Raw genomic sequence first — 25,158 nt, forward strand, 5'->3', positions numbered from 1 at the left:
AACACGATAAACATCTGGAGAGCATCATGAGTGGACAACAAGCAGCAGCACCCTTCAAGCCAAAAAAATCCGTCGCGCTGTCGGGCGTGACCGCCGGTAACACCGCGCTGTGCTCGGTCGGCAAGACCGGCAACGATTTGCACTACCGCGGCTACGACATCCTGGACGTCGCCACCACCTGCGAGTTCGAGGAAGTCGCCTACCTGCTGGTGCACGGCAAGCTGCCCGGCGTCGCCGAACTGGCCGGCTACAAGGCCAAGCTGAAGTCGCTGCGCGGCTTGCCGCTGTCGGTCAAGGCGGCGCTGGAGGCGCTGCCCGCCGCCTCGCACCCGATGGACGTGATGCGCACCGGCGTGTCGGTTCTGGGCTGCGCGCTGCCGGAAAAGGACGACCACAACGCGCCGGGCGCGCGCGACATCGCCGACCGTCTGATGGCTTCGTTCGGCTCGATGCTGCTGTACTGGTACCACTTCAGCCACAACGGCAAGCGCATCGACGTCGAGACCGACGACGAGTCGATCGGCGGCCATTTCCTGCACCTGCTGCACGGCGTCAAACCGTCCAAATCCTGGGAAAAGGCGATGCACACCTCGCTGATCCTGTACGCCGAGCACGAGTTCAACGCCTCCACCTTCACCGGCCGCGTCATCGCCGGCACGGGTTCGGACATCCACTCGGCCATCACCGGCGCCATCGGCGCGCTGCGCGGACCGAAGCACGGCGGCGCCAACGAGGCGGCGTTTGAAATCCAGAAGCGCTACGAGAACGCCGACGAGGCCGAAGCCGACATCCGCGAGCGCGTCGCCAACAAGGAAGTGGTGATCGGCTTCGGCCACCCGGTCTACACGATCTCCGACCCGCGCAACGTGGTTATCAAGGAAGTGGCGCGCGAGCTGTCGCGGGAAGCCGGTTCGACGAAGATGTTCGACATCGCCGAGCGTCTCGAAACCGTCATGTGGGACGTCAAGAAGATGTTCCCGAACCTGGACTGGTTCTCGGCCGTGTCCTACCACATGATGGGCGTGCCGACGGCGATGTTCACGCCGCTGTTCGTGATCTCGCGCACCTCCGGCTGGGCCGCCCACATCGTCGAGCAGCGCATCGACAACAAGATCATCCGCCCGAGCGCCAACTACGTCGGCCCGGAAGAGCTGGCGTTCGTACCGATCCAGGAGCGTCCATGATGAACACCCTGCACCGCAAAGCCCTGCCCGGCACCAAGCTCGATTACTTCGACACGCGCGCCGCCGTCGACGCGATCGCGCCCGGCGCCTACGACAAGCTGCCCTACACCTCGCGCGTGCTGGCCGAAAACCTGGTGCGGCGCTGCTCGCCGGAGACGCTGAACGCGTCGCTGTCGCAGTTCATCGAACGCCGCCGCGACCTCGACTTCCCGTGGTTCCCGGCCCGCGTGGTCTGCCACGACATCCTCGGCCAGACCGCGCTGGTCGACCTGGCCGGCCTGCGCGACGCCATCGCCCTGCAGGGCGGCGACCCGGCGCTGGTCAACCCGGTGGTGCCGACCCAGCTGGTGGTGGACCACTCGCTGGCGGTGGAGTGCGGCGGCTTCGACCCGGCCGCCTTCGACAAGAACCGCGCCATCGAAGACCGGCGCAACGAGGACCGCTTCGACTTCATCAACTGGACCAAGAAGGCGTTCAAGAACGTCGACGTGATCCCGCCGGGTAACGGCATCCTGCACCAGATCAACCTGGAGCGCATGTCGCCGGTGGTGCAGGTGCAAGACGGCGTGGCCTTCCCGGACACGCTCGTTGGCACCGACTCGCACACGCCGATGGTCGACGCGCTGGGCGTGCTGGCCATCGGCGTCGGCGGCCTGGAGGCCGAAAGCGTGATGCTGGGGCGCGCCTCCTGGATGCGCCTGCCCGACATCATCGGCGTGGAGTTGAGCGGCAAACCGCAGCCGGGCATTACCGCCACCGACACCGTGCTGGCGCTGACCGAGTTCCTGCGCAAGCAAAAGGTGGTCTCGTCCTACCTTGAATTCTTCGGCGAGGGCGCCGCCCACCTGACTTTGGGCGACCGCGCCACCATTTCCAACATGGCGCCGGAGTTCGGTTCGACCGCGGCGATGTTCTATATCGACGAGCAGACCATCAAGTACCTGAAGCTGACCGGCCGCGACGACGAACTGGTTAAGCTGGTCGAGCTGTACGCCCGCGAAACGGGCTTGTGGGCCGACACGCTGAAGGGCGCCGAGTACGAGCGCGTGCTGGCGTTCGACCTGTCCTCGGTGGTGCGCAATATCGCCGGCCCGTCGAACCCGCACAGCCGCGTGCCGACCTCCGAGCTGGCCGCGCGCGGCATCAGCGGCGTGGTCGAGAACGAGCCGGGCAAGATGCCCGACGGCGCCGTCATCATCGCCGCCATCACCAGTTGCACCAACACCAACAACCCGCGCAACATGATCGCCGCCGGCCTGATCGCCCGCAACGCCAACCGCCGCGGCCTGAGCCGCAAGCCTTGGGTGAAAAGCTCGCTGGCGCCCGGCTCGAAAACCGTGGAATTGTATCTGCGGGAAGCGAACCTGCTGCCGGAGCTGGAGCGGCTCGGCTTCGGCGTGGTCGGCTTCGCCTGCACCTCGTGCAACGGCATGTCCGGCGCGCTCGACCCGCTGATCCAGAAGGAGGTGGTGGAGCGCGACCTGTACGCCACCGCCGTCCTGTCCGGCAACCGCAACTTCGACGGCCGCATCCATCCCTACGCCAAGCAAGCCTTCCTGGCGTCGCCGCCGCTGGTGGTGGCCTACGCCATCGCCGGCACGATCCGCTTCGACATCGAGAAGGACGTGCTGGGCATCGACGCCGACGGCCACGCGGTGACCTTGAAGGACATCTGGCCGAGCGACGAGGAAATCGACGCCATCGTCGCCGCCAGCGTCAAGCCGGAGCAGTTCCGCAAGGTCTACATTCCGATGTTCGCCAAGCAGGCCGACGACGGCGAGGCGGTTAGCCCGCTGTACGACTGGCGCGCGCAGACCACCTACATCCGCCGTCCGCCGTACTGGGAGGGCGCGCTGGCCGGCGCCCGTCCGCTCAAGGGTATGCGTCCGCTGGCGTTGTTGGGCGACAACATCACCACCGACCACCTGTCGCCGTCGAACGCCATCATGCTCGACAGCGCCGCCGGCGAGTACCTGGCGAAAATGGGCCTGCCGGAGGAGGACTTCAATTCCTACGCGACGCACCGCGGCGACCACCTGACGGCCCAGCGCGCCACCTTCGCCAATCCGACGCTGAAGAACGAAATGGTGCTGGAGGGCGGCAAGGTGAAAGCCGGTTCGCTGGCGCGCATCGAGCCGGAAGGCACCGTCACGCGCATGTGGGAAGCCATTGAAACCTACATGGAGCGCAAGCAGCCGCTGATCGTCATCGCCGGCGCCGACTACGGCCAGGGTTCCTCGCGCGACTGGGCCGCCAAGGGCGTGCGCCTGGCCGGCGTGGAAGCCATCGCGGCCGAAGGCTTCGAGCGCATCCACCGCACCAACCTGGTCGGCATGGGCGTGCTGCCGCTGGAGTTCCTGCCCGGCGTCAACCGCAACACCCTGCGCATCGACGGCAGCGAGACCTTCGACGTGGTCGGCGAACGCACGCCGCGTTCCACGCTGACGCTGGTCATCAACCGCAAGGGCGGCGAACGGGTGGAGGTGCCGGTGATCTGCCGCCTCGACACCGCCGAGGAGGTGTCGATCTACGAGGCCGGCGGCGTGCTGCAACGCTTCGCCCAGGACTTCCTCGACTCCACCAAGGCGGCCTAAGATGAGCTACCAAGCGCAAATCAAAATCCCCGCCACCTATATGCGTGGCGGCACCAGCAAGGGCGTCTTCTTCCGCCTGCAGGACCTGCCCGCGGCCGCGCAGGTGGCGGGCGCGGCGCGCGACGCGCTGCTGCTGCGGGTGATCGGCAGCCCCGACCCGTACGGCAAGCAGATCGACGGCATGGGCGCGGCGACGTCGAGCACCAGCAAGACGGTGATCCTGTCGAGCAGCGCCAGGGAAGGGCACGACGTCGACTACCTGTTCGGCCAGGTCGCCATCGACAAGGCCTGCGTCGACTGGAGCGGCAACTGCGGCAACCTGTCGGCCGCCGTCGGCGCCTTCGCCATCAGCGGCGGTCTGGTCGACGCCGCGCGGATTCCCCGCGACGGTATCGCGACGGTGCGGATCTGGCAGGCCAATATCGGCAAGACCATCATCGCGCACGTGCCGGTCAGCGGCGGCGAGGTGCAGGAAACCGGCGACTTTGAACTCGACGGCGTGACCTTTCCGGCCGCCGAAGTGAAGCTGGAATTCCTCGACCCGGCGGCCGAGGAGGAGGGCGGGGGCGGCGCGATGTTCCCGACCGGTAATCTGGTCGACCACCTTGAGGTGCCGGGCGTGGGCGCGTTCATGGTCACCATGATCAACGCCGGCATCCCGACCATTTTCGTCAACGCGGCGGCGCTCGGCTACACCGGCACCGAACTGCAGGACGCCATCAACGGCGACGCCAAGGCGCTGGCCCTGTTCGAGACGATCCGCGCCCATGGCGCCGTGCGCATGGGCCTGATCCAGCACGTCGACGACGCGGCCACGCGCCAGCATACGCCGAAGGTCGCCTTCGTCGCCGCGCCGGCCGATTACGTGTCCTCCAGCGGCAAGCGGGTCGGCGCCGGCGACGCCGACCTGCTGGTGCGCGCGCTGTCGATGGGTAAGCTGCACCACGCCATGATGGGCACGGCCGCCGTCGCCATCGGCGCCGCCGCGGCCATTCCCGGCACGCTGGTCAACCTGGCCGCCGGCGGCGGCGCGCGCAACGAAGTGTGCTTCGGCCACCCGTCCGGCACCTTGCGGGTGGGGGCGGAGGCGAGCCAGGTCGACGGCCAATGGAGCGTGACCAAGGCCATCATGAGCCGCAGCGCCCGCGTGCTGATGGAAGGCTGGGTGCGCGTGCCCGGCGATTCGTTCTAAGGCGCTGCGGCTTCTAGCTGCCGCGAACCTCAAAAACCAAAGGCATCGAGCTGGGGTCAGACCCCTCGCGCCAAGGCGGGAAGGTCTGCCCCCCGGGGTATGCCCTTGGTTTGAGTGGGCGTTCGCGGCACTTGTGCAGCGCCCCCCCCATATTCGTATGACCAACGGAGGAGATATGAATTTCGCCGACTTCTATCAGCAATCGATCAATGCGCCTGAGCTGTTCTGGCAAGAAGAATCGAAGCTGGTCGACTGGAACACCCCGTTTTCGCAAGTGCTCGACCATTCGCGCCCGCCATTCGCCAAATGGTTCGTCGGCGGCCACACCAACCTGTGCCACAACGCGGTCGACCGCTGGGCCGCCACGCAGGGCGACAAGGCCGCGCTGATCGCCATTTCGAGCGAAACCAACTGCGAAAAAACCTATTCATTTACCCAGCTGCAGGCCGAGGTGGAGCGCTGCGCCGCCGTCATGCTGGCGCTGGGCGTGGGCCGCGGCGACCGCGTGCTGATCTATCTGCCGATGATCGCCGAGGCGGCCTTCGCCATGCTGGCCTGCGCCCGCATCGGCGCGGTCCACTCGGTGGTGTTCGGCGGCTTCGCCGCCAACAGCCTGGCCAGCCGCATCGACGACGCCAAGCCGGTGCTGATCGTCTCGGCCGACGCCGGCTCGCGCGGCGGCAAGGCGATTCCGTACAAGCACCTGCTGGATGAAGCCATCGGCCTGTCCGCGTCCAAGCCGGCCAAGGTGCTGCTGGTCGACCGCGGCCTGGCGCCGATGGCGCTGGTGGCGGGACGCGACGTCGACTACGCCGCGCTGCGCGCGCGGCACATCGACGCGCGCGTGCCGGTGACCTGGCTGGAGTCGAACGAGCCGTCCTACATTCTGTATACCTCCGGCACCACCGGCAAGCCGAAGGGCGTGCAGCGCGACGTCGGCGGCTACGCGGTGGCGCTGGCGTCGTCGATGAAGTACAACTTCTGCGGCAAGCCGGGCGACACCTTCTTCGCCACCTCCGACATCGGCTGGGTGGTGGGGCACTCCTACATCGTCTACGGTCCGCTGATCGCCGGCATGGCCACCATTATGTACGAGGGCACGCCGCTGAGCCCGGACGCCGGCGTCTGGTGGGGCATCGTCGAGAAATACCGGGTGGCGCGCATGTTCTCGGCGCCGACCGCGATCCGGGTGCTGCGCAAGCAGCCGGTCGAGTTCATGCGCAAGCACGACCTGTCGTCGCTGAAGGCGCTGTACCTGGCCGGCGAGCCGCTCGACGAAACCACTTCGCAGTGGATTTCGGACGAGCTGGGCGTGCCCATCATCGACAACTACTGGCAGACCGAAACCGGCTGGCCGATCCTGTCGATCGCCAAGGGCGTGGAGGACAAGCCGACCCGCCTGGGTAGTCCGGGCGTGGCGATGTACGGCTACAAGGTGAAACTGCTCAACGAGTCCACCGGCGCGGAGTGCGGCGCCAACGAGAAGGGCGTGGTGGTGATCGACGGGCCGCTGCCGCCCGGCTGCATGCAGACCGTGTACGGCGACGACGCGCGCTTCGTCGATACCTACTGGTCGACCTTCGAGGGCCGGCAGGTGTATTCGACCTTCGACTGGGGCGTGCGCGACGCCGACGGTTACTACTTCATCCTGGGCCGCACCGACGACGTCATCAACGTCGCCGGGCACCGCCTCGGCACGCGTGAAATCGAGGAGTCGCTGTCCAGCCACGCCAACGTGTCGGAGGTGGCGGTGGTCGGCGTCGAGGACAAACTCAAGGGCCAGGTGGCGGTCGCCTTCGCGATTTTGAAGCACGCCGAGCAGGCCGCCACGCCGCAGGGGCGGCTGGCGCTGGAGCGCGACATCATGGCCGTGGTGGACCGGCAATTGGGCGCGCTGGCGCGGCCGGCGCGGGTGTACTTCGTTGCCCAGTTGCCGAAGACGCGCTCGGGTAAATTGCTGCGCCGTTCGATCCAGGCGATCTGCGAAGGGCGCGATCCGGGCGACCTGAGCGTGATTGACGACCCGCTGTCGCTGCAGCAGATTAAGGGGGCGCTGAGCGCCTAGTGGCAGTTGGCGTCCGGGCGCCGCGAACGTCAAAAAAACCAACGGCAAGGACTGTATGCCGTTGGTTTTTTTACGCGCCATCGATTGCGCGGCTCCTTGATTTTTTTGCGCCGCGTAAGGGGCGGGTAAGCCAGCGGCGTTACGCTGGTTTCAACCTCACGGGGCCACATAAAAAATCAAGGAGACAAGTATGCAGGACGATATGGTTCAAAAAATCAAGGCCGATCCGAATTACCGCAAGCTGGTGTCGGCGCGGTCCACTTTCGGCTGGACGCTGACGTGGGCGATGATGGCGGTGTACTACGGTTTTATCCTGCTGATCGCCTTCAACAAGGAATTGTTGAGCGCAAAAACAGGCGCCGGCGTGATGACCTGGGGCATGCCGATCGGCTTGTTCGTGATCGTCTTCACGGTCGTCGTCACCGGCGTCTACGTGCGTCGCGCCAACGGCGCCTACGACGAGCTGACCGCCGCCATCCGCCTGCGGGCCGCGGCATGAAGCATCTGAACACCCCACTCGTCGCGCTGGCCTTGTCCTGCGCGGCCGGCGCCGCCGTCGCGGCCGGCGCCGACCTCGGCCAGGCCGAGAAGCAGGCCACCAACTGGACCGCCATCCTGATGTTCGGCGCCTTCGTCGTGTTCACCCTATTCGTCACCAAATGGGCCGCCGGCAAGACCAAGTCGGCCTCCGACTTCTATACCGCCGGCGGTGGCATCACCGGTTTCCAGAACGGCCTGGCGATCGCCGGCGACTATATGTCGGCGGCGTCCTTCCTGGGTATTTCCGCCGCCGTTTTCCTAAACGGCTACGACGGCCTGATCTACGCGATCGGCTTCCTGGTCGGCTGGCCGGTGATCACTTTCCTGATGGCCGAACGCCTGCGCAACCTGGGCCGCTTCACCTTCGCCGACGTCGCCGCCTACCGCTTCAAACAGGCGCCGATCCGCATCTTCTCGGCCTCCGGTACGCTGGTGGTGGTGGCGTTTTACCTGATCGCCCAGATGGTCGGCGCCGGCCAGTTGATCAAGCTGCTGTTTGGCCTGGAATACTGGATCGCGGTGGTGTTGGTGGGTTCGCTGATGATGGTCTACGTGCTGTTCGGCGGTATGACCGCCACCACCTGGGTGCAAATCATCAAAGCCGTGATGCTGTTGGCCGGCGCCTCTTTCATGGCCTTCGTGGTGCTGTCGCAGTTCAATTTCAGTCCCGAGGCGCTGTTCGCCAAGTCGGTCGAGATCCACGCCAAGGGCGAGGCCATCATGGGGCCGGGGACCTTCATCAAGGACCCGGTTTCGGCGATTTCCTTCGGCATGGCGCTGATGTTCGGCACCGCCGGCCTGCCGCACATCCTGATGCGCTTCTTCACCGTCCCGAGCGCGAAAGAGGCGCGTAAGTCGGTGTTCTGGGCCACCACCTGGATCGCCTATTTCTACATACTGACCTTCATCATCGGCTTCGGCGCCATCGTCCTGGTGAGCACCAATCCCGAGTTCAAGGACGCCGCCGGCAAACTGCTGGGCGGTAACAACATGGCGGCGATCCACCTGGCCAAGGCGGTTGGCGGCGACGTCTTCCTCGGCTTCATTTCGGCGGTGGCGTTCGCGACGATCCTGGCGGTGGTGGCGGGCTTGACGCTGTCCGGCGCCTCGGCCGTGTCGCACGACCTGTACGCGACCGTCTTCAAGAAGGGCAAGGCCACCAGCGCCAACGAATTGCGGGTCTCGCGCCTGACCACCATCGCGCTGGGCGTCATCGCCGTCGCCTTGGGCATCCTGTTCGAGAAGCAGAACATCGCCTTCATGGTCTCGCTGGCCTTCGCCATCGCCGCCTCGGCCAACTTCCCGGTACTGTTCATGTCGGTATTGTGGAAGGACTGCACCACCCGCGGCGCCACCGTCGGCGGCTTCCTGGGGCTGGGCACGGCGGTCGCTCTGACGGTGGTGTCGAAGTCGGTGTGGGTCGACGTGTTCGGCAACGCCGAGGCCTTGTTCCCGTACGCCTCGCCGGCGCTGTTTTCGATGAGCGCCGGCTTCGTCGGCATCTGGCTGTTCTCGATCCTCGACAAGAGCCCGCGCGCGCGCCTGGACCGGGCCGGCTACGAGGCGCAGGAAATGCGCTCGGAAACCGGGATCGGCGCGGCCACCGCCGCCGCGCATTAAACCTTCGCCGCGCTGGGAGAGCGCGGCAAACGGCGCGATCGGACAGCCCCGGGCCGCCAGCCCGGGGCGCTTTTTTGGTGCGCCCAGCATGGGCGCACTCCTCGTGTGAAGGAAACGCGGGTCGTCAATCATGAGCCGAAGAGCACGAATCGCATAGAAGGCGCTGCCGATCGGGGCGAGCGGGCCAGAACCCTACGGCGATCCTTCACTTGGCGGCGTTGCCCAGCATTTGCTCGAACGAGGCCAGGCTGACCGGCTCGCTAAAGTAGTTTCCCTGCATTTCGTCGCAATTGTTGGCTTTCAAGAAATTTAGCTGGCTGCTCGTTTCAACGCCTTCGGCAATGACGTCGATGCTCATGTTGTGGCCGATGCCGATCATGGTTTTCGCCATCACGCCGTCGAGGCCGTGCTCGGTGATACTGGCGATGAACGATTTCGGTATCTTCAGGTGGTTGATGGTCAGCTTCTGCAGGTTGCTCAGGCTCGACACGCCGGCGCCGAAGTCGTCGATGGTCAGCTTGATGCCCATCTTTCTGATTTCCTCGAACACTTCCTTGGCCAGTTGCGGATTGCGCAGCAAATAGGCTTCCTTGATTTCCAGTTCGAACATGCCCGGCGGCAGGTGCGAGTCGTGCAGCTTCTTGCCGATCAGGGCGGCGAAGTTTTTCTGGCTCAGCTCGCGGAACGACACGTTCATCGACAGCACCAGTTGCTGGTAGCCCAGCGCGTTCAGGCGCTGCAGGATCGTGCAAATGGAGTCGAACACCCATTCGCCGAGCGGAACGATGAGGCCGTTTTCCTCCGCCTCGGTCAGGAAGGCCTCCGGCAGCAGGACGCCCTGTTCCGGGTGGCGCCAGCGCAGCAGCGCCTCCGCGCCGAGGATCGCGCCGGTTTTTAGGCAGATGCGCGGCTGCAACACCAGGAACATCTCGTCCCTGTCGATGGCGATGCGCATGCTCGCCTCCAGCTTGTTCTTGGCCTCGCTGGTGAGCTTCATGTCGGCCGAAAAAAAATGCACGTCGTTGCGCCCGGCCGCCTTGGCGTGGTACATCGCCACGTCGGCTGCCTGGATCAGCTCCAGCACGGTGGAACCGTCGTGCGGGAAGATGCTCACGCCCATGCTGGTGCCGATCTCGATTTGCTTGCCGCACACCAGCGCGGCCTTGGCCATGTCGTGGCGCAGCCGTTCGATCATGCGCAGCGTGAAGCGCAGCGACGGCTGGTTGTCGAGCACCAGCACGAACTCGTCGCCGCCCAGGCGCGCCACCGTGTCGGTGTCGCGCACCGACGACTGCAGGCGCCGCGCCACCACCCGCAGCACCTCGTCGCCGGCGTCGTGGCCGAGGGTGTCGTTGATGTCCTTGAAGTTGTCCAGGTCGACCAGCACCGTCGCCACCAGGGTCTTGTTGCGCTGCGCTAGGTGCAGGGCCTTGTCGAGCCGGTCCCACAGCAGGCTGCGGGTGGCCAGGCCGGTCAGCAGGTCGTGGTTCAGCGCGTGCTCCAGGTGCGAGGTGCGGTGTATATTGGCGGTGACGTCGTTGACGACGCCGATGAAATGGGTGGCCCTGCCTTGCTCGTCGAGCACCGGCGTGATGGTCAGGTCGTTCCAGAACAGCTCGCCGTCCTTGCGCTGGTTGCGGAAGATCACATGGCTTTCCTCGCGCGCGGCGACGGCCAGGCGCAGCGTGTTGCGTTCGGCCTCGTCCAGGCCGGGCGCGGTCATGAAGCGCGGGTCGCGCCCGATCACCTCGGCGGCGGCGTAGCCGGTGATGCGCTCGAACGCCAGGTTGACGTACTCGATCGGATTGTCGCGCCCGGCGCAGCGCGTGATGACGATGCCGTTGCCGCTGGCGTGCAGCGCGCGCTCGCGCAGTCGCAACTGTTCCTGCTGCCGGCGCAGTTCGGAAATGTCCAGGCCCATGCCGCACAGGTAGTGGCGCTCGCCGACCTTGAAGCGCGAGCCGGAGAACAGATACGGCCGGCTGCTGCCGTCCCTGGCCACCAGGCTGGCCTCGACCGCCTCGTCGCCGTCGTGCTCGAAGACGGCCTGGAGCTTTTCGGCGACGGCGCCGCGGTCGGCGTCGCTGAACAGCTTGAGCACGTCGAAGGTCAGCAGCTCCTCGGCGCTGCGCTGGCTGGCCTGCTCGACGCGCTTGTTCCACATGACGAGGCGGCCGCTCTGGTTGACCACATGGAAGGTGCCGGCCAGGAAATCGACCATCTCCTTGAGCGGGGTGCGGCCGATCAGGTCGTGTTCCGACTCCTCGCCGCAGGGCGCGGCCGGCGTGACGATGACGCAGAAACTGTGGAACTTGCCGCCCTTGCCGGACTGCGGCGCCAGCGTCAGGTTGAACGGGCAGCGCTGGCCGTCGGCGACGACGATGCTCGTTTCCACGCTCTTGCTGTGGCTGCGCGCCGCCGCCAGATAGCCGCCGCAGGCGCGCGGGTCGACGTCGGGCAGGATACTGGCCAGCGGCCGCAGCAAAATGTCGGCGTCGGTATAGCCCAGCAGGCGTTGGCAGGCGCTGTTCCAGCTGGTGATGCGGCCGGCCGCGTTGAGCGAAAAGGCAACGGATGGAAAATCTCTTGGGCTGATCATGTGTTCCTCACGGGGCTGCACGACGGTCGACGCGACGTAGGTGCGCCAACGGTAGACCGCCGATGCGGCGCAGACGTTCCCCCTGGCGCCGGGCAGTGTCGCTATTGCTGAGCCAAATCATCCATGGACGCCGCGCCACCGTGGTGGAACCTGCGGCGCGCGGGCTGGTCCAATATTTATTCGTCGCCGGGCAATTGCCGGGTGGAATCACAGGAGCGTCGCTATGTATGAACAGTTTCAACGCAGTGGTCCGCTGATGGACTTGAACAGTTATCCTGCATGGGCGCAGGACATGGTGCTGGCCACGGCGCCGGCGAAGAGCAAGGTGGTGGCGCACGAGTTGTTCGCGCGGATGCGCGAGGCCAGCCTGCCGGCCCAGGCCACCTACAATTTCCTGGTCGGCGGCTGGCCGGTCATCGAGCAGTTCCCGCAATACATGGCGGTCAACCTGTGCAAGATCCAGTATGGCCGCTCGGCCGGGGAAAACATGGCACGCCGCTACCTGATGCGCAATATACGGGTCGAGCAAAACCACGCCGACCACTGGGTCGAGTGGGCCAAGGCCTGCGGCATCAGCATGCGCGACCTGTTCGACAGCCAGGCGCCGGTGGAAAGCCAGGCGCTGAACCACTGGTGCTGGCACAGCTGCGAGCGCGCTTCGCTGGCGACCAGCATGGCGGTCACCAACCTGGCCATCGAGGGCGCGACCGGCGAGTGGGCCAACCTGATCTGCTCGTCCGACGCCTATGAAAATTCGTTCGCGCCGGAACTGCGGCGGCCGGCTACGCGCTGGCTGCGGCTGCACGCCCAGTACGACGACACCCACCCGTGGGAGGCGCTGGAGATCATTTGCTTGCTGATCGGCAGGCGGGCCGAGCCGAAATACGTCGATATTCTGGTACAGGGCCTGTCCAACAGCTACCAGTACATGGCGCTGTCGCTGGACCGCTCGATGGCGCCGAGCGGCTGAGCCGGGCGCGCAGGGGTGGCCCGGCGCCGGAACCAACGAAAGCGCGGCCGCGTCTAAAAGCTGTAGTTCGGCGCCGGCCCGCGCCAGCGCGCCGGCAATCCATAGTGTGTTACCAAGGGGGTTGTATGAAACCTAGATTACTACTTTCATCCGTCGTGGCGTTGCTGCTGTCGAGCGCCGGCGCCGGCGCGGCCCAGGCGGCCGTGCGTACCGATTTGCTCGGGGAGCCGGCGCCGCTGTCGGCCGCCACCCGCACCGTCCGGGTCGGCCAGGACACCCGCTGGGTCAACGTGACCGGCGGCGAGGTCGTCCGATTCGTCTCCGGCGATCGCGAGTTCGCCTGGAATTTCAACGGCATCGACGTGGCCGGCGCGATCGACCTCAACCAAATCGCGCCGCGCGGGGCGCTGACGCACTCGGTGAAAGCCTACGTGGCGCCAAACCCCCTGTATGCGGATTGACGGCGGCGGCAACATCGCCGGGTACGGCGGCAGGCCGCCGGTGTGGATAAATCACATCAGTGGGGGCGGACGGATGACGTTACACTAGGAAAGACTCAGTGACGCCTTTCCGCCCAGCGCCGGGGTTGGCCGATGTCGGCAGGGCGAGCACCAAAGAGTGGCAGGCGCGGGGCAGGCCTGGCGCCTGCCGTCCGTCAATGGTGCGCGCAGCCGCGCGCCACGCGCATTTGCCGCGACGCCGGGGGCGGGCGGGTGCTGGCGCGAATCATGCTTGTGAACCACGTATCAACGTTGATCGTTAACTCAAGGAGCCTGCCGTGATGAAACTGCACTTGGCCACACCCTCCGCCGCGCCGGACGGTGCCGCGCCCGTCCCGTCGCCGGTCGATGAAATGCTGCCGCCGGGAAAACTGCTGACCCTCGGCCTGCAGCACGTGCTGGTGATGTACGCCGGCGCCATCGCCGTGCCGCTGATCGTCGGGCGCGCGCTCAAACTGGCGCCGGAGCAAGTGGCCGCGCTGATCAGCGCCGACCTGTTCTGCTGCGGCCTGGTCACGCTGATCCAGTCGCTCGGCCTGGGCAAGCTGTTCGGCATCCGCCTGCCGGTGATGATGGGGGTGACGTTCGCCTCGGTCAGCCCGATGCTGGCAATGGCCGGCAACCCGGAACTGGGCCTGAGTGGCATCTTCGGCGCGGTGATCGGCGCCGGCGTCGTTTCGATGCTGATCGCCCCCTTGATCGGCCGTATCCTCGGCCTGTTTCCGCCGGTGGTGACGGGCACCATCATCACCGTCATCGGCGTGTCGCTGATGCGCGTTGGCGTCAACTGGGCGATGGGCGGCCCGCCGGCCATGGCCAAAATCGTCGATCCGGCCCACCTCGCCATGGTGGCGGCGGCCAACGCGGCCGGCACGCCCGTGCCGGCTGGCGCGGCGCCGATGGTGGCGAACCCGGCCTACGGCGCGCTCGACCACCTGGGCATCGCGCTGTTCGTGCTGGCGGTGATCCTGCTGGTGGCCAAATATGGCCGCGGCTTCCTGTCCAACATCTCTGTGCTGGTGGGCATCGCCGCCGGCACCGCGCTGGCCTTCGCGCTGGGCAAGGTCGACTTTGCCAAAGTGGCGGGCGCCAAAACCTTCGCCATCGTCCCGCCGTTCCAGTTCGGCTGGCCGACTTTTGATCTGGTCGCGGTTCTTACCATGAGCCTGGTGATGGTGGTGGTCATGATCGAATCGCTCGGCATGTTCCTCGCGCTCGGCGAGATGACCGGCAAGCCGGTGGGACGCGACGACATTAGCCGCGGCCTGCGCGCCGACGGCCTGGGCACGCTGCTCGGCGGCGTCTTCAACACCTTCCCCTATACCTCGTTCTCGCAAAACGTCGGCCTGGTCGGCGTCACCGGCGTGCGCAGCCGCTGGGTCTGCGTGGCCGCCGGGGCGATCCTGGTGGTGATGGGCGTGCTGCCGAAAATTGCCCAAACGGCTGAGGCGATCCCCTCGTTCGTGCTGGGCGGCGCCGGGCTGGTGATGTTCGGCATGGTTGCCGCGACCGGCATCCGCATCCTGGCCGGCGTCGACTACCAGGGCAAGCGCAACAACCTGTTCATCGTCGCGCTGTCGATCGGCTTCGGCATGGTGCCGCTGGTTGCCGAAAACTATGCCCAGCACATGCCAAAGGTGCTGTCGCCGCTGCTGCACAGCGGTATCCTGCTGGCCGCGCTCGCCGCCGTCCTGCTCAACCTGTACTTCAACGGCGCCGGCTCGGCGGGCGACGCCAAGGCCGCCGCGGCGGCCAACAGCCATGGCAGCGAGTAGGGCGCCGCGAGCCCGCGGCGTACCGCACGGACGAAAAAAACGCGCATTCCCTGAAGGGCAGCGCGTTTTTCGAACTTACTTGGACTTCTATTTACGTGTTCGTGGTGCCGGGACCGGAATCACAAGTCACATTGCATGCTGTATTTTTACTAGTATGGTGGGTGCCAAATCTATTTCATGCCCCTAAATCTGCCCCTAAAAAACTTTCCATCCCAATGTCAGAACGCTAGGAGCTATGCGGTTTGGCCAATCAAGTTGCGCGGCTTAATCAGCGCCTCGGCAGGGATACCCAGCCGAGCATGCAAGCGCCGAATCATCGGCAAGGTGAGTGGACGCGTGCCGTTTAGAATCTCGTAAACTCGGTTCAATCCGCCGATCATGGGCTGCAGGTCGCGCACGGTCAGACCTTTCTGGTCCATGGCGAACTTAATGGCGTCGATTGGGTCCGCTATCTCCCTAGGGAAGTGTTTAGCCTCATAGGCCTCGACCAGCGTCGCCAGAACATCCAGGCGATCACCTTCAGGCGTCCCCATTTTTGCCATCATGAGGACTTCAACTTCTTTCAAAGTCGCGCGGTGGTCTTCCGCCGACCGGATTGGTTTGATGTCCATAATTTATTCCTTAAACGGTTTGCGCATCGATAGCGTCGTATTGCGCATGCGTTCCCACGAACTTGACGTACACAATACCGAAGTCGTAGTTGATCCAAGTGACAATTCGGTACTTGTTGCCATGAATATTGAAAACAGTGCGACCGTCCTTCAAGATACTTGCCGTCCCGAAATCCGCCTTCACCTCGGCCGGCATGGTCCAATTTGCTTTCAGAACATGTCCATGCCACGAGAGAATCGGACCTTTCGAATCGCCATAGACTGGTTGTTCATAGAAGTCGCGAAGCGTGGAGAGGGATAACAGGCGCATGGCACAACTATAGTCCCAATATGGGACTAGCGCAAGTTTCACCGTGACTTTGTAAGACCGAATCGTTTCAGTATAACGGGATTCTCCAGCATTACCGAGCCGGTCCAGATATTTCATGTGGTGCGCAAATCGCTCCCTGCGCTGGCTTCGCGACGCCCGAGGATATTGGCGCGCGAGACCTCGTAGAGCCGGGCCAGCAAAGCTTGCTGTCAATTGGCAAACTTTGGCGGTATGGGCGTAAAAAAGCCCCTAAGCGTTTGATTTCTTAGGGGGCTTCTGGGCAACTTTAGCTAAAGTTTGCAATGTCCGTGGTGCCCGGGACCGGAAGCTAGCCCCCTGATTACATGCGGGTTTCCGGGCGGTTGGCGTAAATTTGGCGTAGCCTGGATTAATTTTTGTCCCGGTACGATTGCGCCCACGCGATGACCTCTTTGGCATTATACAGGGGCTGGGCGCGGCCTTTCGAGGTCGGCAGGCGGATCGCTTTCGGGAACCCCGGCAGGCAGGCCATTTGCTCCCGGACGGTCCCAGGCTCGCGTTTTAGGTACAGCGCGATGGTGGCAATGTCCCACAAGTCGATGGCCACCGGCAGCGCCGACGCGACGCGGGCGGCCAGCGCAACGGCGAGGCGGTCGATCAAGGTTTCTTCGTTCATGGGTACTTCCTTTCAATTGTTGGCCAAGGGCAGCGGCTCAGCGCGTGCGCGCCGCCGCAGCGGGTGCAGGTGGGGGGGGTGTAGCTCATGGCAACCGCCGGAACTCGCCAACCCACACCCAGGGGTTGGCGGCCCACGAGCCGGCGTCGTTGATGGATTCCCAAAGATCTGTATAGGCGTTCCGAGCCGATGGGTAATTCAGGCTTGACACGTCGAACCCAAGCCACCACCGACCAGGATGGCCGGGCAGTTGCTCGATTCCCTCGGCGATGGCGTCCGCCTCGCTGATGTCGTTCAGCCGCTCCACGCGCACGCTGACGATTTCCAGCAGGATGCGGCTGGTCGCGCGCGGCATGTGGATGCTCGGCTTCCAGCCAGTGAATGCGCCATCCATATCCACGCAATCCGGCTCACCGTCAGCGCGGTATTTCCATTCGATATGCCAGCTCTCGGTGCCGGCGCCCGGCATTTCTGGATGGTCGCACCAGTCATAGACTTCGCCGAACGTCTCGCGCACCCAAAGGCGGTCGCCGGGTTGACCGTAGGGGCAATTGAGCGGGTATTCCATGTTGTCAACGTTCGGACTTTCACCGTCTTCGCTGCGATATGGCCACCAGCCATCGCCGTAATCGACCAAGCAGAACGCGTCATCGCTCCGGTGTGGCTTCACGATCCGCCGCGTCTGCGTCTTGCTGTCGTCGAGGATGGCGCGCACCATGGCGCCGTTGAAAAGTATCGGACGTTCTTTCATGCTGGATCTCCTGATTTCGGCGCGCGACGTGCGCACCGGATACAAACGTCGCTGATGCCGACGAACTGGGTAATACTGCGGCGCCGCTTGCACTCGCCGCGGCAGTGACGCATCGGCGAGTAGCCGCCGACGTTTGTTTCGTTTCCGATGGCGCGGTGCAGGCGCTCGGTGAGGGCTGGATTCATTGCGGTCAATTTGCCACCCCATTTTCCCGGCACCACTTCACGGTTTTGATCTCGGCCGCCAGCATGGCGCCGACGCTGACCAGCCCGATGGCGCTATCCATTGCCACGCAGGTGGCGCGCAGGGCTTGCGCCTCGTCCGGGCTGACGCCGATCTTGTCGACGCGCTCGAAGCGGGCGAACACGTCCAGCATCGCGCGCTTGGCCCGCTCCATGAAGTCCTGCTTGCCCAGCACGCGACCGAGCGTCACGAATTGCAGGCTCAGCGCGTTGTAGCTTTCGACGCCAGGTGCGGCAATCAGCGTCTCGACGGCCGCGTGCAGGGCCAGCGCGATATCGGCGCGCGTCTCGGGCATCATCGGCACGCGTGGGGTGCGCGGCCGGTATTTCTTGCGGGGCTTGGTCATGGCGCGACTTTCGGGGCGGCGGCAAGCATGGCGCGGTAAATATGCTTGTTCCTCTTGTTATGGGAGTGGCTGCGCAGATCGTCGGTGAAGGTCGCGTCAACCATTTTCGGGGTCGGCTCCAGCGGCACCAGCGCATAGCCGGGCAGGATTACCGGCCTCGCCGCCAGCGCTGCGCGCAAGTCCGTAATTTCGCCTAGCATCGCCATTTCGATCTCGCACGACATGATCATTTCGCGGTCGGGGAGGCGTTTCTCCCACGTTTTGATGTCGGCGCTCACTTGGCGCCGCCTTTCGCTGCGAGCGCCGCGCGGGCGTAGTCCCGCGCTATGTCCTGCATTTTGCTGTTCCCACCATTTACCCAAGGAAGGTAGCGGACAAAGAGTTCGTCAAATTTTCGGTAGATCGCCTCTGCGGCAATCTCAATAGCCGCCAGCTCGTCCACTGGCGCGCTGCCGATTGTGGCTGCGGGGTCTTCGATTTCGTATTCCGCGCCGCAATGTGGGCAATTTCCGTCAGCATCTGAGCGCTGCGCTAAGGTGAAGTTTTTCTTGCTCGACCAGCAAATCAGATCAGCCATCGTCGCGTCGACCGGCTGCACGGCACGAGCAAGCGCTTCAGCCTTCAGGGCCGAGTAAGCGACGCCATCCTCCGCGCTGTCGCGGTGGAACGCCGGCGCCTGCCACTGGCGAACGTCCTTGAGCACCTGGAGCAACAGCCAGCCGTCAGCCTCGCTCAGGGTGTGATTGGCGATCGCGTTGAACGCCTCCACCGTACGGCCCATGCTGCGCTCGCCACCGGGCTGGTCGTATTGCGCCGCGCGCTGGGCCATGATCGCGGCGGCCTGCGCAAGGAATTCCGGCGCGGTTGTTGGCTGGGCGTCGGCGTCAGCCTTCGGTTCTTCGACCGGCTGCGCCGATGCTTGCAGCGCCTGAACGTCTGCGAGTACGACGAATTCGCCGGCATAGTTCAAGCGGACGCCGCCACTTCTGTCTTCTTCGTACCGTGTCAGCCCGCTCAAATCGAGCGCAGCAGGGCGGGCGGCGAGTTGCTGCTCAAGCTCGGCGATGCGCTTCAGGCCGTTGGATACTTCTGTGCCGAACGATGCTGGACGGCCCAGTGCCTTGCGTACCGCATGGTCATGCCCGGCCATGATCGCATTCGCAAACCATCCCAGCATCGTGCCGTGATCGCTGGCCGAATTCAGCCGGCAGAACTCGGTAGCCCAGACGCTGACGTCGAACGTGTCGTGCAAATTTACTGCTTTGGTATCGCTCATTTTTCGCTTTCAGTAGCCGCCGCGAACTGCGCGCAGATGCGCACGTCCTCGCCGCGGCGGTTGGTGATAGGGATGCAGGGCAGGCGGAACACCATGTAGTGGACGCCGCCGCCGGCCAGCGAGCGGTAGTTGACGCCGCGCGCGCAATGACTGCTGCTGGCCGGGTCGATGAGGTGGGCGCAGCAGCACATGGCTTAGGCCGCTTTCTGCTCGTCGCCGAACAACTCGCCCAGCGTCGCCGGCTCGGGCGCCACGACGTCCATTTCGACGGTCTGCTGGATCATTTCGCACAGGCGGCCGACGTCGTCCGTGGCCGGGTGCGCGATCACGCGGAATTGGATCAGCACCGTGCCGCCTGGCTGCGGCGTCAGGCGCAGGCCGTCGACCTTTACGTCGCCGAGCCGGATATCGCTCGGTCCGCCGATGCCGTAAGCCACGCGCGCCGAGTAGCCGGCGCCTTCCCATCCCTACTTCAAGGCGCCCATCTTCGGGAAGCTCAGCGCGGTCAGGGCGTCGGGGTCGGCTTGGTCGATCAAGTCCGGCTCGTCGTTCTTCTTGTAGAGAAAGGCGCGCAACTCTGGGTGGAAGTGGATCAGCGCTTCGCTGCCCACGGCCACCTCGCACTTGAGGTCGAACGCCGGCTTCGGCTGGTCGCCGTGCATTTCGGCACGGGCGTTGACGGAGTTGATTTTTACTTGCTGTGCTTTGATATTAAGCATGGTCGGCTTTCGGGTCGTGGGTAAAATCGATAAACGGGTGGCGGATAATTTCGTGGAAGCGCTTGGCCGCCTCCTGGTCGCGGTCGAACTCGCGACGGCTGGTCACATCGCACAGCTTGCGCACCGCGACGATTGCGTCGGACTCGTTCGCCACCTGCAGGAACCGCCAGAACAGCGGCTCCTTGCAGCGCAGCGCAAGCCAGGTGCTGATGCGCTGGCTGGTCATTACGCGGCCTGCATGGCTTGCGCCTTCTGGATGTGGTGCACCAGCGCCTGGCAGATATAGCCGAACGAGCCTTCGTGGAACAGCAACGCCGACTTGTCGCGCGCCGCCGGCTCGAAGCCCAGCTCGCGCAGGAAGTCGGCGGTCAGGTTGAAGCCCAGGCGCGCGCCGATCTGGCCGAGGCGAAGGGTCGGTGCTGTGCCGAAACTTGGCACGCTTGGATAGTGAACAGCGAAGAGGCTCGCGCCTTCCTGCTCATTGATAGCCTGGGCGGCGGGCGAAAGATCGGCGCCACCTGGCGCTGCTTGCGCCGCTTTCAGCTCCGCCTTCGCACGCGCCGTCGCCTCAGCAGCTTCTAGCGCAGCCTTGGCCTTCGCGGCTTCGCTGGCCTTGTGTGCGTCGATGCGCGCAGTCACGGCCAACTTGAAGTCGTCGTCAGGCTTCTGGATTAGCGTTTGCAGATCGGCGAACAGGAACGAGAAGTTGGTCGCGGCGAAGTCGCTGTCGATCACCGCCTCCTTGTACCAGGTAAGGCGATCGCGCACGGACTTGGCCAGCGCGTCGACGCTGATCTTGCCGTTCGCCAGCTCGGTGTCGACGGCATCCTGCAGCGTGGCGAGCGTGCGCTTGTTCTTCATGGCGCCGGCGAAGTCGCGCGCTTGGAACACCAGGCGGATCGGCGCGATCTCAAGCTCGAGCGCGGCCACGTGCTCGGCGAAGTCCAGCTTGACCTTGTTCAGGATGCCGGCCTTGAGCAACTCCTTCTTGTCCTTCACCGTGCGCGTCAGCAGCAGGCGCTTCTCGCGCAACTGGGCGCTGATGTGGTCGACCGTGCGCATCAGCTCATCGATGCTTGCGGTCTGCGCGATCGCGGCGGCCTTCGCCAGCTCCAGGCTCTTTTCCGTCTTGTCGCAGAACTTGATGGCCTCCTCTGCGTTGGCGAAGTCGTCGTCGGTCAGCAGCTCGGTCTTGATGCTGGCGATGAAGCGATCGGCCTTGGCCTTGAACATCGGCATGTTGCTGACGGTGACTTCGCCGCGGATCTGGATCGACAGGGCCGGCAGCGCCATGATCGGATCGGCGGCCGGCGCCGCCGTGTATTCCATCGGCTCGTAGGTGGTCATGTCCTTGTCGAACTGGGCCCAGCCGGCGCGGATTCGCTCCTGCCATTCCGTCGACGGCTCAACCACCATCGACACGAAGCGCTGCGACGTGCCGTCGGACACGACGAACAGCACCTTTTCCGCGCCGGTGATCATCATGATCTGCTGGCATTGCGGTTGGTGCTCGTCCGGCAGCACGTCCTCAGCCACCGATGCGGCCAGCGCCTCGTTCCATTGCTTGTGCTCGAAGGCGATATCCTCGAGCATCGTCAGGCCGTCGCAGGACGCCGACAGATTGCCGATGGAGCATGTGACCGGATACAGCTCCGTGCCGATGAGGTCCTCGGCCAACGGCCGGGCCAGCGCTTCGACCTCGTGACCGTAGTCCAAAATGTTTTCCTGCACCCAGTCGGAAAACTCCTTGGCTGTGCCGGTGGCCTTCATGTGCAGCAGCTCGGTGCGCGAGACGTTCGGCGACAGGCCCAGCATCGGCGCGGCCTCACTGGCGCCGCGCATGGTCAGGCGATATTGCTGCCAGTCGGCGCTGCCCTGCACCAGGTTGTGGATTTGCTTAGTCATTTTCGTGGCTCCAGGAGTCGATGACGGTTTTCTGCTCGTCGGTCAGCAGCTCTTTGGTTTCGATGGTGGCGATCAGCCCATCCACACTCTTTTTCTCCGACAGGATCACTTGGCGCCAGCTCGGCGACTTCGCTGCAAAACTTTCGGCGCTGCAGGTCGGAAGCTGGCCGCCGCGCGGGCTTGCGCCGGCGCCGACGTCGTCGTAGCCCTGATCCATCACCACGCCGTCCTCGTCCACGTCCTTGACCGTGACAACCTCACCGTCGAAGGTGAAGCTACGGCCGGTGTCGGCCACGGCGGCCACATCGGTGGCGCGCTGCACCTCGACTGACTTCGGCATGTACTTGAGCACCTGCAGAAGTGCCACTTTGCGGGCGTACATTTCCATGTTCTGGCCGTTGTCCTTTACTGCGTAGTGCATGGCGCCGACTTTGTTGAACTTGTTCAGGTGGCGCACGATGCGGTCCATGGTCCAGACCTCGATCACCGGGTGTTGACTGCCATTTACGCGGCCGATGGCGTAGACGTGGCTGATGTCCTTCCAGCTATCGCCGTCGCCGCCGGGGCGGTGCGTCACAAACGGCTTGTCGCCCAGCGCCCATTCGAACTCGTCGCCGCGATACACGGCGCCGGTCCAGACCGTGGCGCGGCCGGCGCGCGACACCAGGTCGACCAGACCTTGCCAGCCGGGCACGAAGGTGGCCTTGCCTTTGTAGGGGACCAGATAGCCCTGTCCGCCTACACCGATCTCCAGGCCCAACTGGGCGGCGATCACGACCGAGGCGAAGATGCTGTGCATGTCGCACTTCTGCAGGCCCGGGTTCTGACTGAACGCGGTCATCGCCAGGCGCACCATCCTGTCGGCCGTGATGTGCTTCGGCAGGGCTAGCGCGATCTGCCCCTTGTACTTGTCCATGAAATCATTCAGCGTTTTGGCCGGGCTGACGGCGACTTGATTGCTCATTTTTTTAATGTCCTTCGGGGTTAGAAACCGGTGATGTACGCGCTGATGGCGCGCTTGATGGCCTTGCGGCGGCCGAAGCCGGCGCGGCACGAAAGGCGGTACTGGGTGAAGAGGAAGCGGATCACGCGTGGCCCCGCTCGATGTCGCGGCGGCGCGCGGCCAGCGCCACCTGTTGGCGCTGCTCGCTTTGCTCCAGGTCGATCAGGTCGGCGCGCAACTGGCGCAGGCGCATCAGCGCGGCATCGGACGCGGCGATTTTGCGGGTGGCCAGCCAGAGGCGGAGGCGGCGGATCACAGCGACACCTGATCGATGTTTCCGCACGCAAAGATGACGCGCTGGCACTCCCCGATATCAAACCAGCCAACATGGCAGGCGCCGGCATCAATGCCCAGTTGCCCGGACAGCCAGGCGTATGCCCCGCTGCGGCTGAATCGCTTCTCCAGGCCGTCCTGCCAGAGCGGGTTAAACGCGTCCTTTGCGGACTTGCGCCACTCGCGCAATTCGGCATCTGCCATCGTGCCAAGCGGGATCGCTGTGAACGGGTGCAGGCCGACGTAAGCACCACATTCCAAGTCGGTGCACAGATAGGCCCAGGGCCACTCGCCGTATGCCCGGCGGTAAATCTGCTCATTGCCGACCAACTCGACCTCGGCATTGCAGTACCGGCAGCGGGTCGGTGCTGGCAGTGGGTTCTTGACGCGGGCGATCGACTTGCGTGACGGGTTCCGCGGCGTCTTGGTACCACTGGCCTTATCGAATGCGGTTCTGATATCGGAGCTCATGACGCCGCCACAATGCGCAGCGCGCCCGGATGGCACTCGGCCAGCTCGGCCATCTTGAACTCGGCCACGGCGCGGCGCATTGCCCCGCCGATGTTCGTCCAGTCGTCGCCCATCTCCATCTGGATCTGGACCAGGTCGTTTTCATTCGCGGCCGGCGCCGAGTTCTCGATGGCCAGCAGTTGCTGAATCCGGCCCTCGATCTGCGTGCACTTCGCGGTGGCTTCGGCGCGGATGCTCTTGGCCTGCTCGTGCAGCGTGGCGATCTTGGCGTCGACCAAGGCGCGCTCACCCAGCAGATCAAGCGTGACCTCGGCGGTTCCGACCAGCGTCCAGCCGGCGCCAAACATTTCAGGCGCGTAGTGCAAGCCGGCGGCGCCTTTCAGCGTGCGCAACTGCTCGGGCGTGTCAATGCTGAATTCGCTCAGCCACGCCTTGGTGGTAAAGGTGATTTTCATTTGGCCACCTGCGCGGCTTGAACTGCGTCCAGGGCGGCGGTCAGCTCGACGCCGGTCTCTGCGGCGCGGCGGCGCATCGCGGCGATGTTCAGGCCGGCCTCTTGCTTCGCGTCGGCTTCCAGCTTCTCGACTTCCTTGATCGCCTCGACCTCGGCGTCGTCGTCGATGGCCTTGTTGACTAGCGTGGCCATCAGGCTACCGGCCAGGCCGGCGTAGCCCAGGGCGACGCTTTTGACGATCTCTTCGCTGACGCCCGGCTCAACCAGCAGGCTGCCGAGGTTGTTGGCGATGTCGCGCAACATCTTGACGTCGCCGGCCTGGCACTGGGCGCGGGTGTAGTCCGCGTGCTTTTTCAGGCGCTCGACGATCATTTCTTCGCGGCGTTCCTCGTAGTCCAGTGCAGTCATCTTGCTCTCCCAGGTGTCCGGCCGGCGCGGGGTGCGCGGCGTTTCGGCATGGAAGAAGTATAGAATACTAAACGCACTGAAGTCAAGCGTTCTAAACTAAGTCGATGTAAAATTGCCTTGATCCGAATCTACGAGCGAAAAAAAGCCCCGGCTGGCGGGGCTGACTGTCTGGCGTGCGACGACGCCGAGGGAGGGGCTTCAAGTTGGCAGGCCGGCGTGAACCGGCCTGCTTCCTTAGGGCTAGAGTTTATCTATGAGTAGTTGCAAAAGTGCTGCAATCGCCCACAGATTTATCTCGACCTTTACTGCTTTGTATGTCAGCTTTATCATGGCTTACACCCTGATTTTCGCTGGCAGGCCTGCCAACTGGTTGAGGGTTGGCATTTATATCGCGCCTTTGCCCGGCGCTAGCCTCTGCACGCTGCAGCGTGTTTTGGCAGGCCGTATTGGCGTTATCCGTTGCCGGGCACCTTTACGGCTCGGATTGGATTTCTGAAGGAAACAGCCACTCTTCAGTCCTCCAAGCCTCTGCGGCTTTGATCGGCCACAGTCCGGTTATCAGCCGGATTCTTGATCCCGCGCCAACACGGGCGGGATTATTTTGTGCGCCCAGCATGGGCGCACTCTTGTGGGTGAAAGTCCCGCCGTGAGCTGACCACAGCGAACGAAGTGAAGCGCAACTGCGGAAGGGCGA

Annotated in this window: 28 protein-coding genes; 9 read left to right on the forward strand and 19 right to left on the reverse strand. The window is 64.5% G+C overall.

The features are described 5' to 3' along the window. The first annotated feature begins 26 nt into the window (after window positions 1-26). The 6 genes from prpC to ACFDR9_RS07855 all read left to right on the forward strand — a co-directional run bounded on the left by prpC (window position 27) and on the right by ACFDR9_RS07855 (window position 9,195). A complete protein-coding gene (gene prpC / locus ACFDR9_RS07830; RefSeq protein WP_409030636.1) occupies window positions 27-1,184 on the forward strand; it encodes a 2-methylcitrate synthase in 1,158 nt (385 codons plus the stop codon). Next, window positions 1,184-3,778: a Fe/S-dependent 2-methylisocitrate dehydratase AcnD gene (gene acnD, locus ACFDR9_RS07835; RefSeq protein WP_409030660.1), complete on the forward strand. Its 2,595-nt coding sequence runs from the start codon at window positions 1,184-1,186 to the stop codon at window positions 3,776-3,778. Before prpC ends, acnD begins: the two co-directional genes overlap by 1 nt. A 1-nt stretch (window position 3,779) precedes the next feature. Further along, a complete protein-coding gene (gene prpF / locus ACFDR9_RS07840) occupies window positions 3,780-4,970 on the forward strand; it encodes a 2-methylaconitate cis-trans isomerase PrpF (RefSeq protein WP_409030637.1) in 1,191 nt (396 codons plus the stop codon). Window positions 4,971-5,145: 175 nt separating this feature from the next. Further along, entirely contained in the window at window positions 5,146-7,035 is a 1,890-nt protein-coding gene (locus tag ACFDR9_RS07845) for a propionate--CoA ligase (RefSeq protein WP_409030638.1), read from the forward strand. A gap of 190 nt (window positions 7,036-7,225) precedes the next feature. Next, entirely contained in the window at window positions 7,226-7,534 is a 309-nt protein-coding gene (locus ACFDR9_RS07850; protein WP_017875191.1) for a DUF485 domain-containing protein, read from the forward strand. Next, a complete protein-coding gene (locus ACFDR9_RS07855; RefSeq protein WP_409030639.1) occupies window positions 7,531-9,195 on the forward strand; it encodes a cation acetate symporter in 1,665 nt (554 codons plus the stop codon). Before ACFDR9_RS07850 ends, ACFDR9_RS07855 begins: the two co-directional genes overlap by 4 nt. Before the next feature lie 205 nt (window positions 9,196-9,400). On the opposite strand, the gene ACFDR9_RS07860 is transcribed toward ACFDR9_RS07855, so the two are convergent. Continuing rightward, window positions 9,401-11,794, reverse strand: a complete 2,394-nt coding sequence (locus ACFDR9_RS07860) for an EAL domain-containing protein (RefSeq protein ID WP_409030640.1) — start codon at window positions 11,792-11,794, stop codon at window positions 9,401-9,403. A 223-nt stretch (window positions 11,795-12,017) separates the two neighbouring features. On the opposite strand from ACFDR9_RS07860, the gene ACFDR9_RS07865 reads away from it, so the two are divergent. The 3 genes from ACFDR9_RS07865 (at window position 12,018) to ACFDR9_RS07875 (ending at window position 15,039) form a co-directional block, all read left to right on the forward strand. Further along, window positions 12,018-12,764 carry a TenA family transcriptional regulator gene (locus ACFDR9_RS07865; RefSeq protein WP_409030641.1) on the forward strand — a complete coding sequence of 249 codons (747 nt, stop codon included), beginning with the start codon at window positions 12,018-12,020 and terminating at the stop codon, window positions 12,762-12,764. Between the two features lie 125 nt (window positions 12,765-12,889). After that, window positions 12,890-13,225, forward strand: coding sequence for a CzcE family metal-binding protein (locus ACFDR9_RS07870; RefSeq protein ID WP_409030642.1), 336 nt, complete (start codon window positions 12,890-12,892; stop codon window positions 13,223-13,225). Window positions 13,226-13,545: 320 nt separating this feature from the next. Then, window positions 13,546-15,039: a nucleobase:cation symporter-2 family protein gene (locus ACFDR9_RS07875; protein WP_409030661.1), complete on the forward strand. Its 1,494-nt coding sequence runs from the start codon at window positions 13,546-13,548 to the stop codon at window positions 15,037-15,039. Window positions 15,040-15,272: 233 nt separating this feature from the next. On the opposite strand, the gene ACFDR9_RS07880 is transcribed toward ACFDR9_RS07875, so the two are convergent. The 18 genes from ACFDR9_RS07880 to ACFDR9_RS07965 form a co-directional block, all read right to left on the reverse strand. Beyond that, window positions 15,273-15,650, reverse strand: a complete 378-nt coding sequence (locus ACFDR9_RS07880) for a type II toxin-antitoxin system HigA family antitoxin (protein WP_409030643.1) — start codon at window positions 15,648-15,650, stop codon at window positions 15,273-15,275. A 10-nt stretch (window positions 15,651-15,660) separates the two neighbouring features. Further along, a complete protein-coding gene (locus tag ACFDR9_RS07885) occupies window positions 15,661-15,960 on the reverse strand; it encodes a type II toxin-antitoxin system HigB family toxin (protein WP_409030662.1) in 300 nt (99 codons plus the stop codon). Between the two features lie 388 nt (window positions 15,961-16,348). Continuing rightward, on the reverse strand, window positions 16,349-16,615 hold the full coding sequence (locus tag ACFDR9_RS07890; RefSeq protein ID WP_409030644.1) for a hypothetical protein: 267 nt from the start codon (window positions 16,613-16,615) through the stop codon (window positions 16,349-16,351). Between the two features lie 85 nt (window positions 16,616-16,700). Then, window positions 16,701-17,366: a hypothetical protein gene (locus ACFDR9_RS07895; RefSeq protein WP_409030645.1), complete on the reverse strand. Its 666-nt coding sequence runs from the start codon at window positions 17,364-17,366 to the stop codon at window positions 16,701-16,703. A 190-nt stretch (window positions 17,367-17,556) separates the two neighbouring features. Beyond that, complete coding sequence (locus tag ACFDR9_RS07900) at window positions 17,557-17,955, reverse strand: hypothetical protein (protein WP_409030646.1); 399 nt, start codon at window positions 17,953-17,955, stop codon at window positions 17,557-17,559. Further along, window positions 17,952-18,233 (reverse strand): hypothetical protein, encoded by a 282-nt coding sequence (locus ACFDR9_RS07905; protein WP_409030647.1) that lies wholly within the window; start codon window positions 18,231-18,233, stop codon window positions 17,952-17,954. The genes ACFDR9_RS07900 and ACFDR9_RS07905 overlap by 4 nt, the downstream gene beginning before the upstream one ends. Beyond that, a complete protein-coding gene (locus tag ACFDR9_RS07910; protein ID WP_409030648.1) occupies window positions 18,230-19,231 on the reverse strand; it encodes a hypothetical protein in 1,002 nt (333 codons plus the stop codon). The genes ACFDR9_RS07905 and ACFDR9_RS07910 overlap by 4 nt, the downstream gene beginning before the upstream one ends. Then, the gene (locus ACFDR9_RS07915) at window positions 19,228-19,422 is read right to left on the reverse strand and encodes a hypothetical protein (RefSeq protein WP_409030649.1); all 195 of its coding nucleotides are present in this window, start codon (window positions 19,420-19,422) and stop codon (window positions 19,228-19,230) included. Before ACFDR9_RS07915 ends, ACFDR9_RS07910 begins: the two co-directional genes overlap by 4 nt. Before the next feature lie 3 nt (window positions 19,423-19,425). After that, window positions 19,426-19,668, reverse strand: coding sequence for a hypothetical protein (locus ACFDR9_RS07920; RefSeq protein WP_409030650.1), 243 nt, complete (start codon window positions 19,666-19,668; stop codon window positions 19,426-19,428). Between the two features lie 30 nt (window positions 19,669-19,698). Then, window positions 19,699-19,950, reverse strand: a complete 252-nt coding sequence (locus ACFDR9_RS07925) for a hypothetical protein (protein ID WP_409030651.1) — start codon at window positions 19,948-19,950, stop codon at window positions 19,699-19,701. Beyond that, window positions 19,943-20,176 (reverse strand): hypothetical protein, encoded by a 234-nt coding sequence (locus ACFDR9_RS07930; RefSeq protein WP_409030652.1) that lies wholly within the window; start codon window positions 20,174-20,176, stop codon window positions 19,943-19,945. Before ACFDR9_RS07930 ends, ACFDR9_RS07925 begins: the two co-directional genes overlap by 8 nt. Beyond that, window positions 20,176-21,855: a YqaJ viral recombinase family protein gene (locus ACFDR9_RS07935; protein WP_409030653.1), complete on the reverse strand. Its 1,680-nt coding sequence runs from the start codon at window positions 21,853-21,855 to the stop codon at window positions 20,176-20,178. Before ACFDR9_RS07935 ends, ACFDR9_RS07930 begins: the two co-directional genes overlap by 1 nt. Beyond that, window positions 21,848-22,819 carry a recombinase RecT gene (locus ACFDR9_RS07940; RefSeq protein ID WP_409030654.1) on the reverse strand — a complete coding sequence of 324 codons (972 nt, stop codon included), beginning with the start codon at window positions 22,817-22,819 and terminating at the stop codon, window positions 21,848-21,850. The genes ACFDR9_RS07935 and ACFDR9_RS07940 overlap by 8 nt, the downstream gene beginning before the upstream one ends. A gap of 121 nt (window positions 22,820-22,940) precedes the next feature. Further along, the gene (locus ACFDR9_RS07945) at window positions 22,941-23,114 is read right to left on the reverse strand and encodes a hypothetical protein (RefSeq protein ID WP_409030655.1); all 174 of its coding nucleotides are present in this window, start codon (window positions 23,112-23,114) and stop codon (window positions 22,941-22,943) included. After that, window positions 23,111-23,602: a zinc-finger-containing protein gene (locus ACFDR9_RS07950; RefSeq protein WP_409030656.1), complete on the reverse strand. Its 492-nt coding sequence runs from the start codon at window positions 23,600-23,602 to the stop codon at window positions 23,111-23,113. Before ACFDR9_RS07950 ends, ACFDR9_RS07945 begins: the two co-directional genes overlap by 4 nt. Next, entirely contained in the window at window positions 23,599-24,057 is a 459-nt protein-coding gene (locus tag ACFDR9_RS07955) for a hypothetical protein (protein WP_409030657.1), read from the reverse strand. Before ACFDR9_RS07955 ends, ACFDR9_RS07950 begins: the two co-directional genes overlap by 4 nt. After that, the gene (locus ACFDR9_RS07960) at window positions 24,054-24,464 is read right to left on the reverse strand and encodes a hypothetical protein (RefSeq protein WP_409030658.1); all 411 of its coding nucleotides are present in this window, start codon (window positions 24,462-24,464) and stop codon (window positions 24,054-24,056) included. Before ACFDR9_RS07960 ends, ACFDR9_RS07955 begins: the two co-directional genes overlap by 4 nt. Window positions 24,465-24,936: 472 nt before the next feature. Continuing rightward, window positions 24,937-25,158 (reverse strand): hypothetical protein (locus ACFDR9_RS07965; protein ID WP_409030659.1); only part of this gene is annotated, 222 nt, incomplete at its 5' end.

The organism is Janthinobacterium sp. CG_23.3 (genome assembly GCF_046115965.1).
GTDB lineage: Bacteria > Pseudomonadota > Gammaproteobacteria > Burkholderiales > Burkholderiaceae_D > Janthinobacterium.

Excerpts from the sequence above, each read along its gene's own strand:
- prpC (WP_409030636.1), top strand. The coding sequence starts at position 27 with ATGAGTGGACAACAAGCAGCAGCACCCTTCAAGCCAAAAAAATCCGTC.
- acnD (WP_409030660.1), top strand. The coding sequence starts at position 1,184 with ATGAACACCCTGCACCGCAAAGCCCTGCCCGGCACCAAGCTCGATTAC.
- prpF (WP_409030637.1), top strand. The coding sequence starts at position 3,780 with ATGAGCTACCAAGCGCAAATCAAAATCCCCGCCACCTATATGCGTGGC.
- ACFDR9_RS07845 (WP_409030638.1), top strand. The coding sequence starts at position 5,146 with ATGAATTTCGCCGACTTCTATCAGCAATCGATCAATGCGCCTGAGCTG.
- ACFDR9_RS07850 (WP_017875191.1), top strand. The coding sequence starts at position 7,226 with ATGCAGGACGATATGGTTCAAAAAATCAAGGCCGATCCGAATTACCGC.
- ACFDR9_RS07855 (WP_409030639.1), top strand. The coding sequence starts at position 7,531 with ATGAAGCATCTGAACACCCCACTCGTCGCGCTGGCCTTGTCCTGCGCG.
- ACFDR9_RS07860 (WP_409030640.1), bottom strand. The coding sequence starts at position 11,794 with ATGATCAGCCCAAGAGATTTTCCATCCGTTGCCTTTTCGCTCAACGCG.
- ACFDR9_RS07865 (WP_409030641.1), top strand. The coding sequence starts at position 12,018 with ATGTATGAACAGTTTCAACGCAGTGGTCCGCTGATGGACTTGAACAGT.
- ACFDR9_RS07870 (WP_409030642.1), top strand. The coding sequence starts at position 12,890 with ATGAAACCTAGATTACTACTTTCATCCGTCGTGGCGTTGCTGCTGTCG.
- ACFDR9_RS07875 (WP_409030661.1), top strand. The coding sequence starts at position 13,546 with ATGAAACTGCACTTGGCCACACCCTCCGCCGCGCCGGACGGTGCCGCG.
- ACFDR9_RS07880 (WP_409030643.1), bottom strand. The coding sequence starts at position 15,650 with ATGGACATCAAACCAATCCGGTCGGCGGAAGACCACCGCGCGACTTTG.
- ACFDR9_RS07885 (WP_409030662.1), bottom strand. The coding sequence starts at position 15,960 with ATGCGCCTGTTATCCCTCTCCACGCTTCGCGACTTCTATGAACAACCA.
- ACFDR9_RS07890 (WP_409030644.1), bottom strand. The coding sequence starts at position 16,615 with ATGAACGAAGAAACCTTGATCGACCGCCTCGCCGTTGCGCTGGCCGCC.
- ACFDR9_RS07895 (WP_409030645.1), bottom strand. The coding sequence starts at position 17,366 with ATGAAAGAACGTCCGATACTTTTCAACGGCGCCATGGTGCGCGCCATC.
- ACFDR9_RS07900 (WP_409030646.1), bottom strand. The coding sequence starts at position 17,955 with ATGACCAAGCCCCGCAAGAAATACCGGCCGCGCACCCCACGCGTGCCG.
- ACFDR9_RS07910 (WP_409030648.1), bottom strand. The coding sequence starts at position 19,231 with ATGAGCGATACCAAAGCAGTAAATTTGCACGACACGTTCGACGTCAGC.
- ACFDR9_RS07915 (WP_409030649.1), bottom strand. The coding sequence starts at position 19,422 with ATGTGCTGCTGCGCCCACCTCATCGACCCGGCCAGCAGCAGTCATTGC.
- ACFDR9_RS07925 (WP_409030651.1), bottom strand. The coding sequence starts at position 19,950 with ATGCTTAATATCAAAGCACAGCAAGTAAAAATCAACTCCGTCAACGCC.
- ACFDR9_RS07930 (WP_409030652.1), bottom strand. The coding sequence starts at position 20,176 with ATGACCAGCCAGCGCATCAGCACCTGGCTTGCGCTGCGCTGCAAGGAG.
- ACFDR9_RS07935 (WP_409030653.1), bottom strand. The coding sequence starts at position 21,855 with ATGACTAAGCAAATCCACAACCTGGTGCAGGGCAGCGCCGACTGGCAG.
- ACFDR9_RS07940 (WP_409030654.1), bottom strand. The coding sequence starts at position 22,819 with ATGAGCAATCAAGTCGCCGTCAGCCCGGCCAAAACGCTGAATGATTTC.
- ACFDR9_RS07950 (WP_409030656.1), bottom strand. The coding sequence starts at position 23,602 with ATGAGCTCCGATATCAGAACCGCATTCGATAAGGCCAGTGGTACCAAG.
- ACFDR9_RS07955 (WP_409030657.1), bottom strand. The coding sequence starts at position 24,057 with ATGAAAATCACCTTTACCACCAAGGCGTGGCTGAGCGAATTCAGCATT.
- ACFDR9_RS07960 (WP_409030658.1), bottom strand. The coding sequence starts at position 24,464 with ATGACTGCACTGGACTACGAGGAACGCCGCGAAGAAATGATCGTCGAG.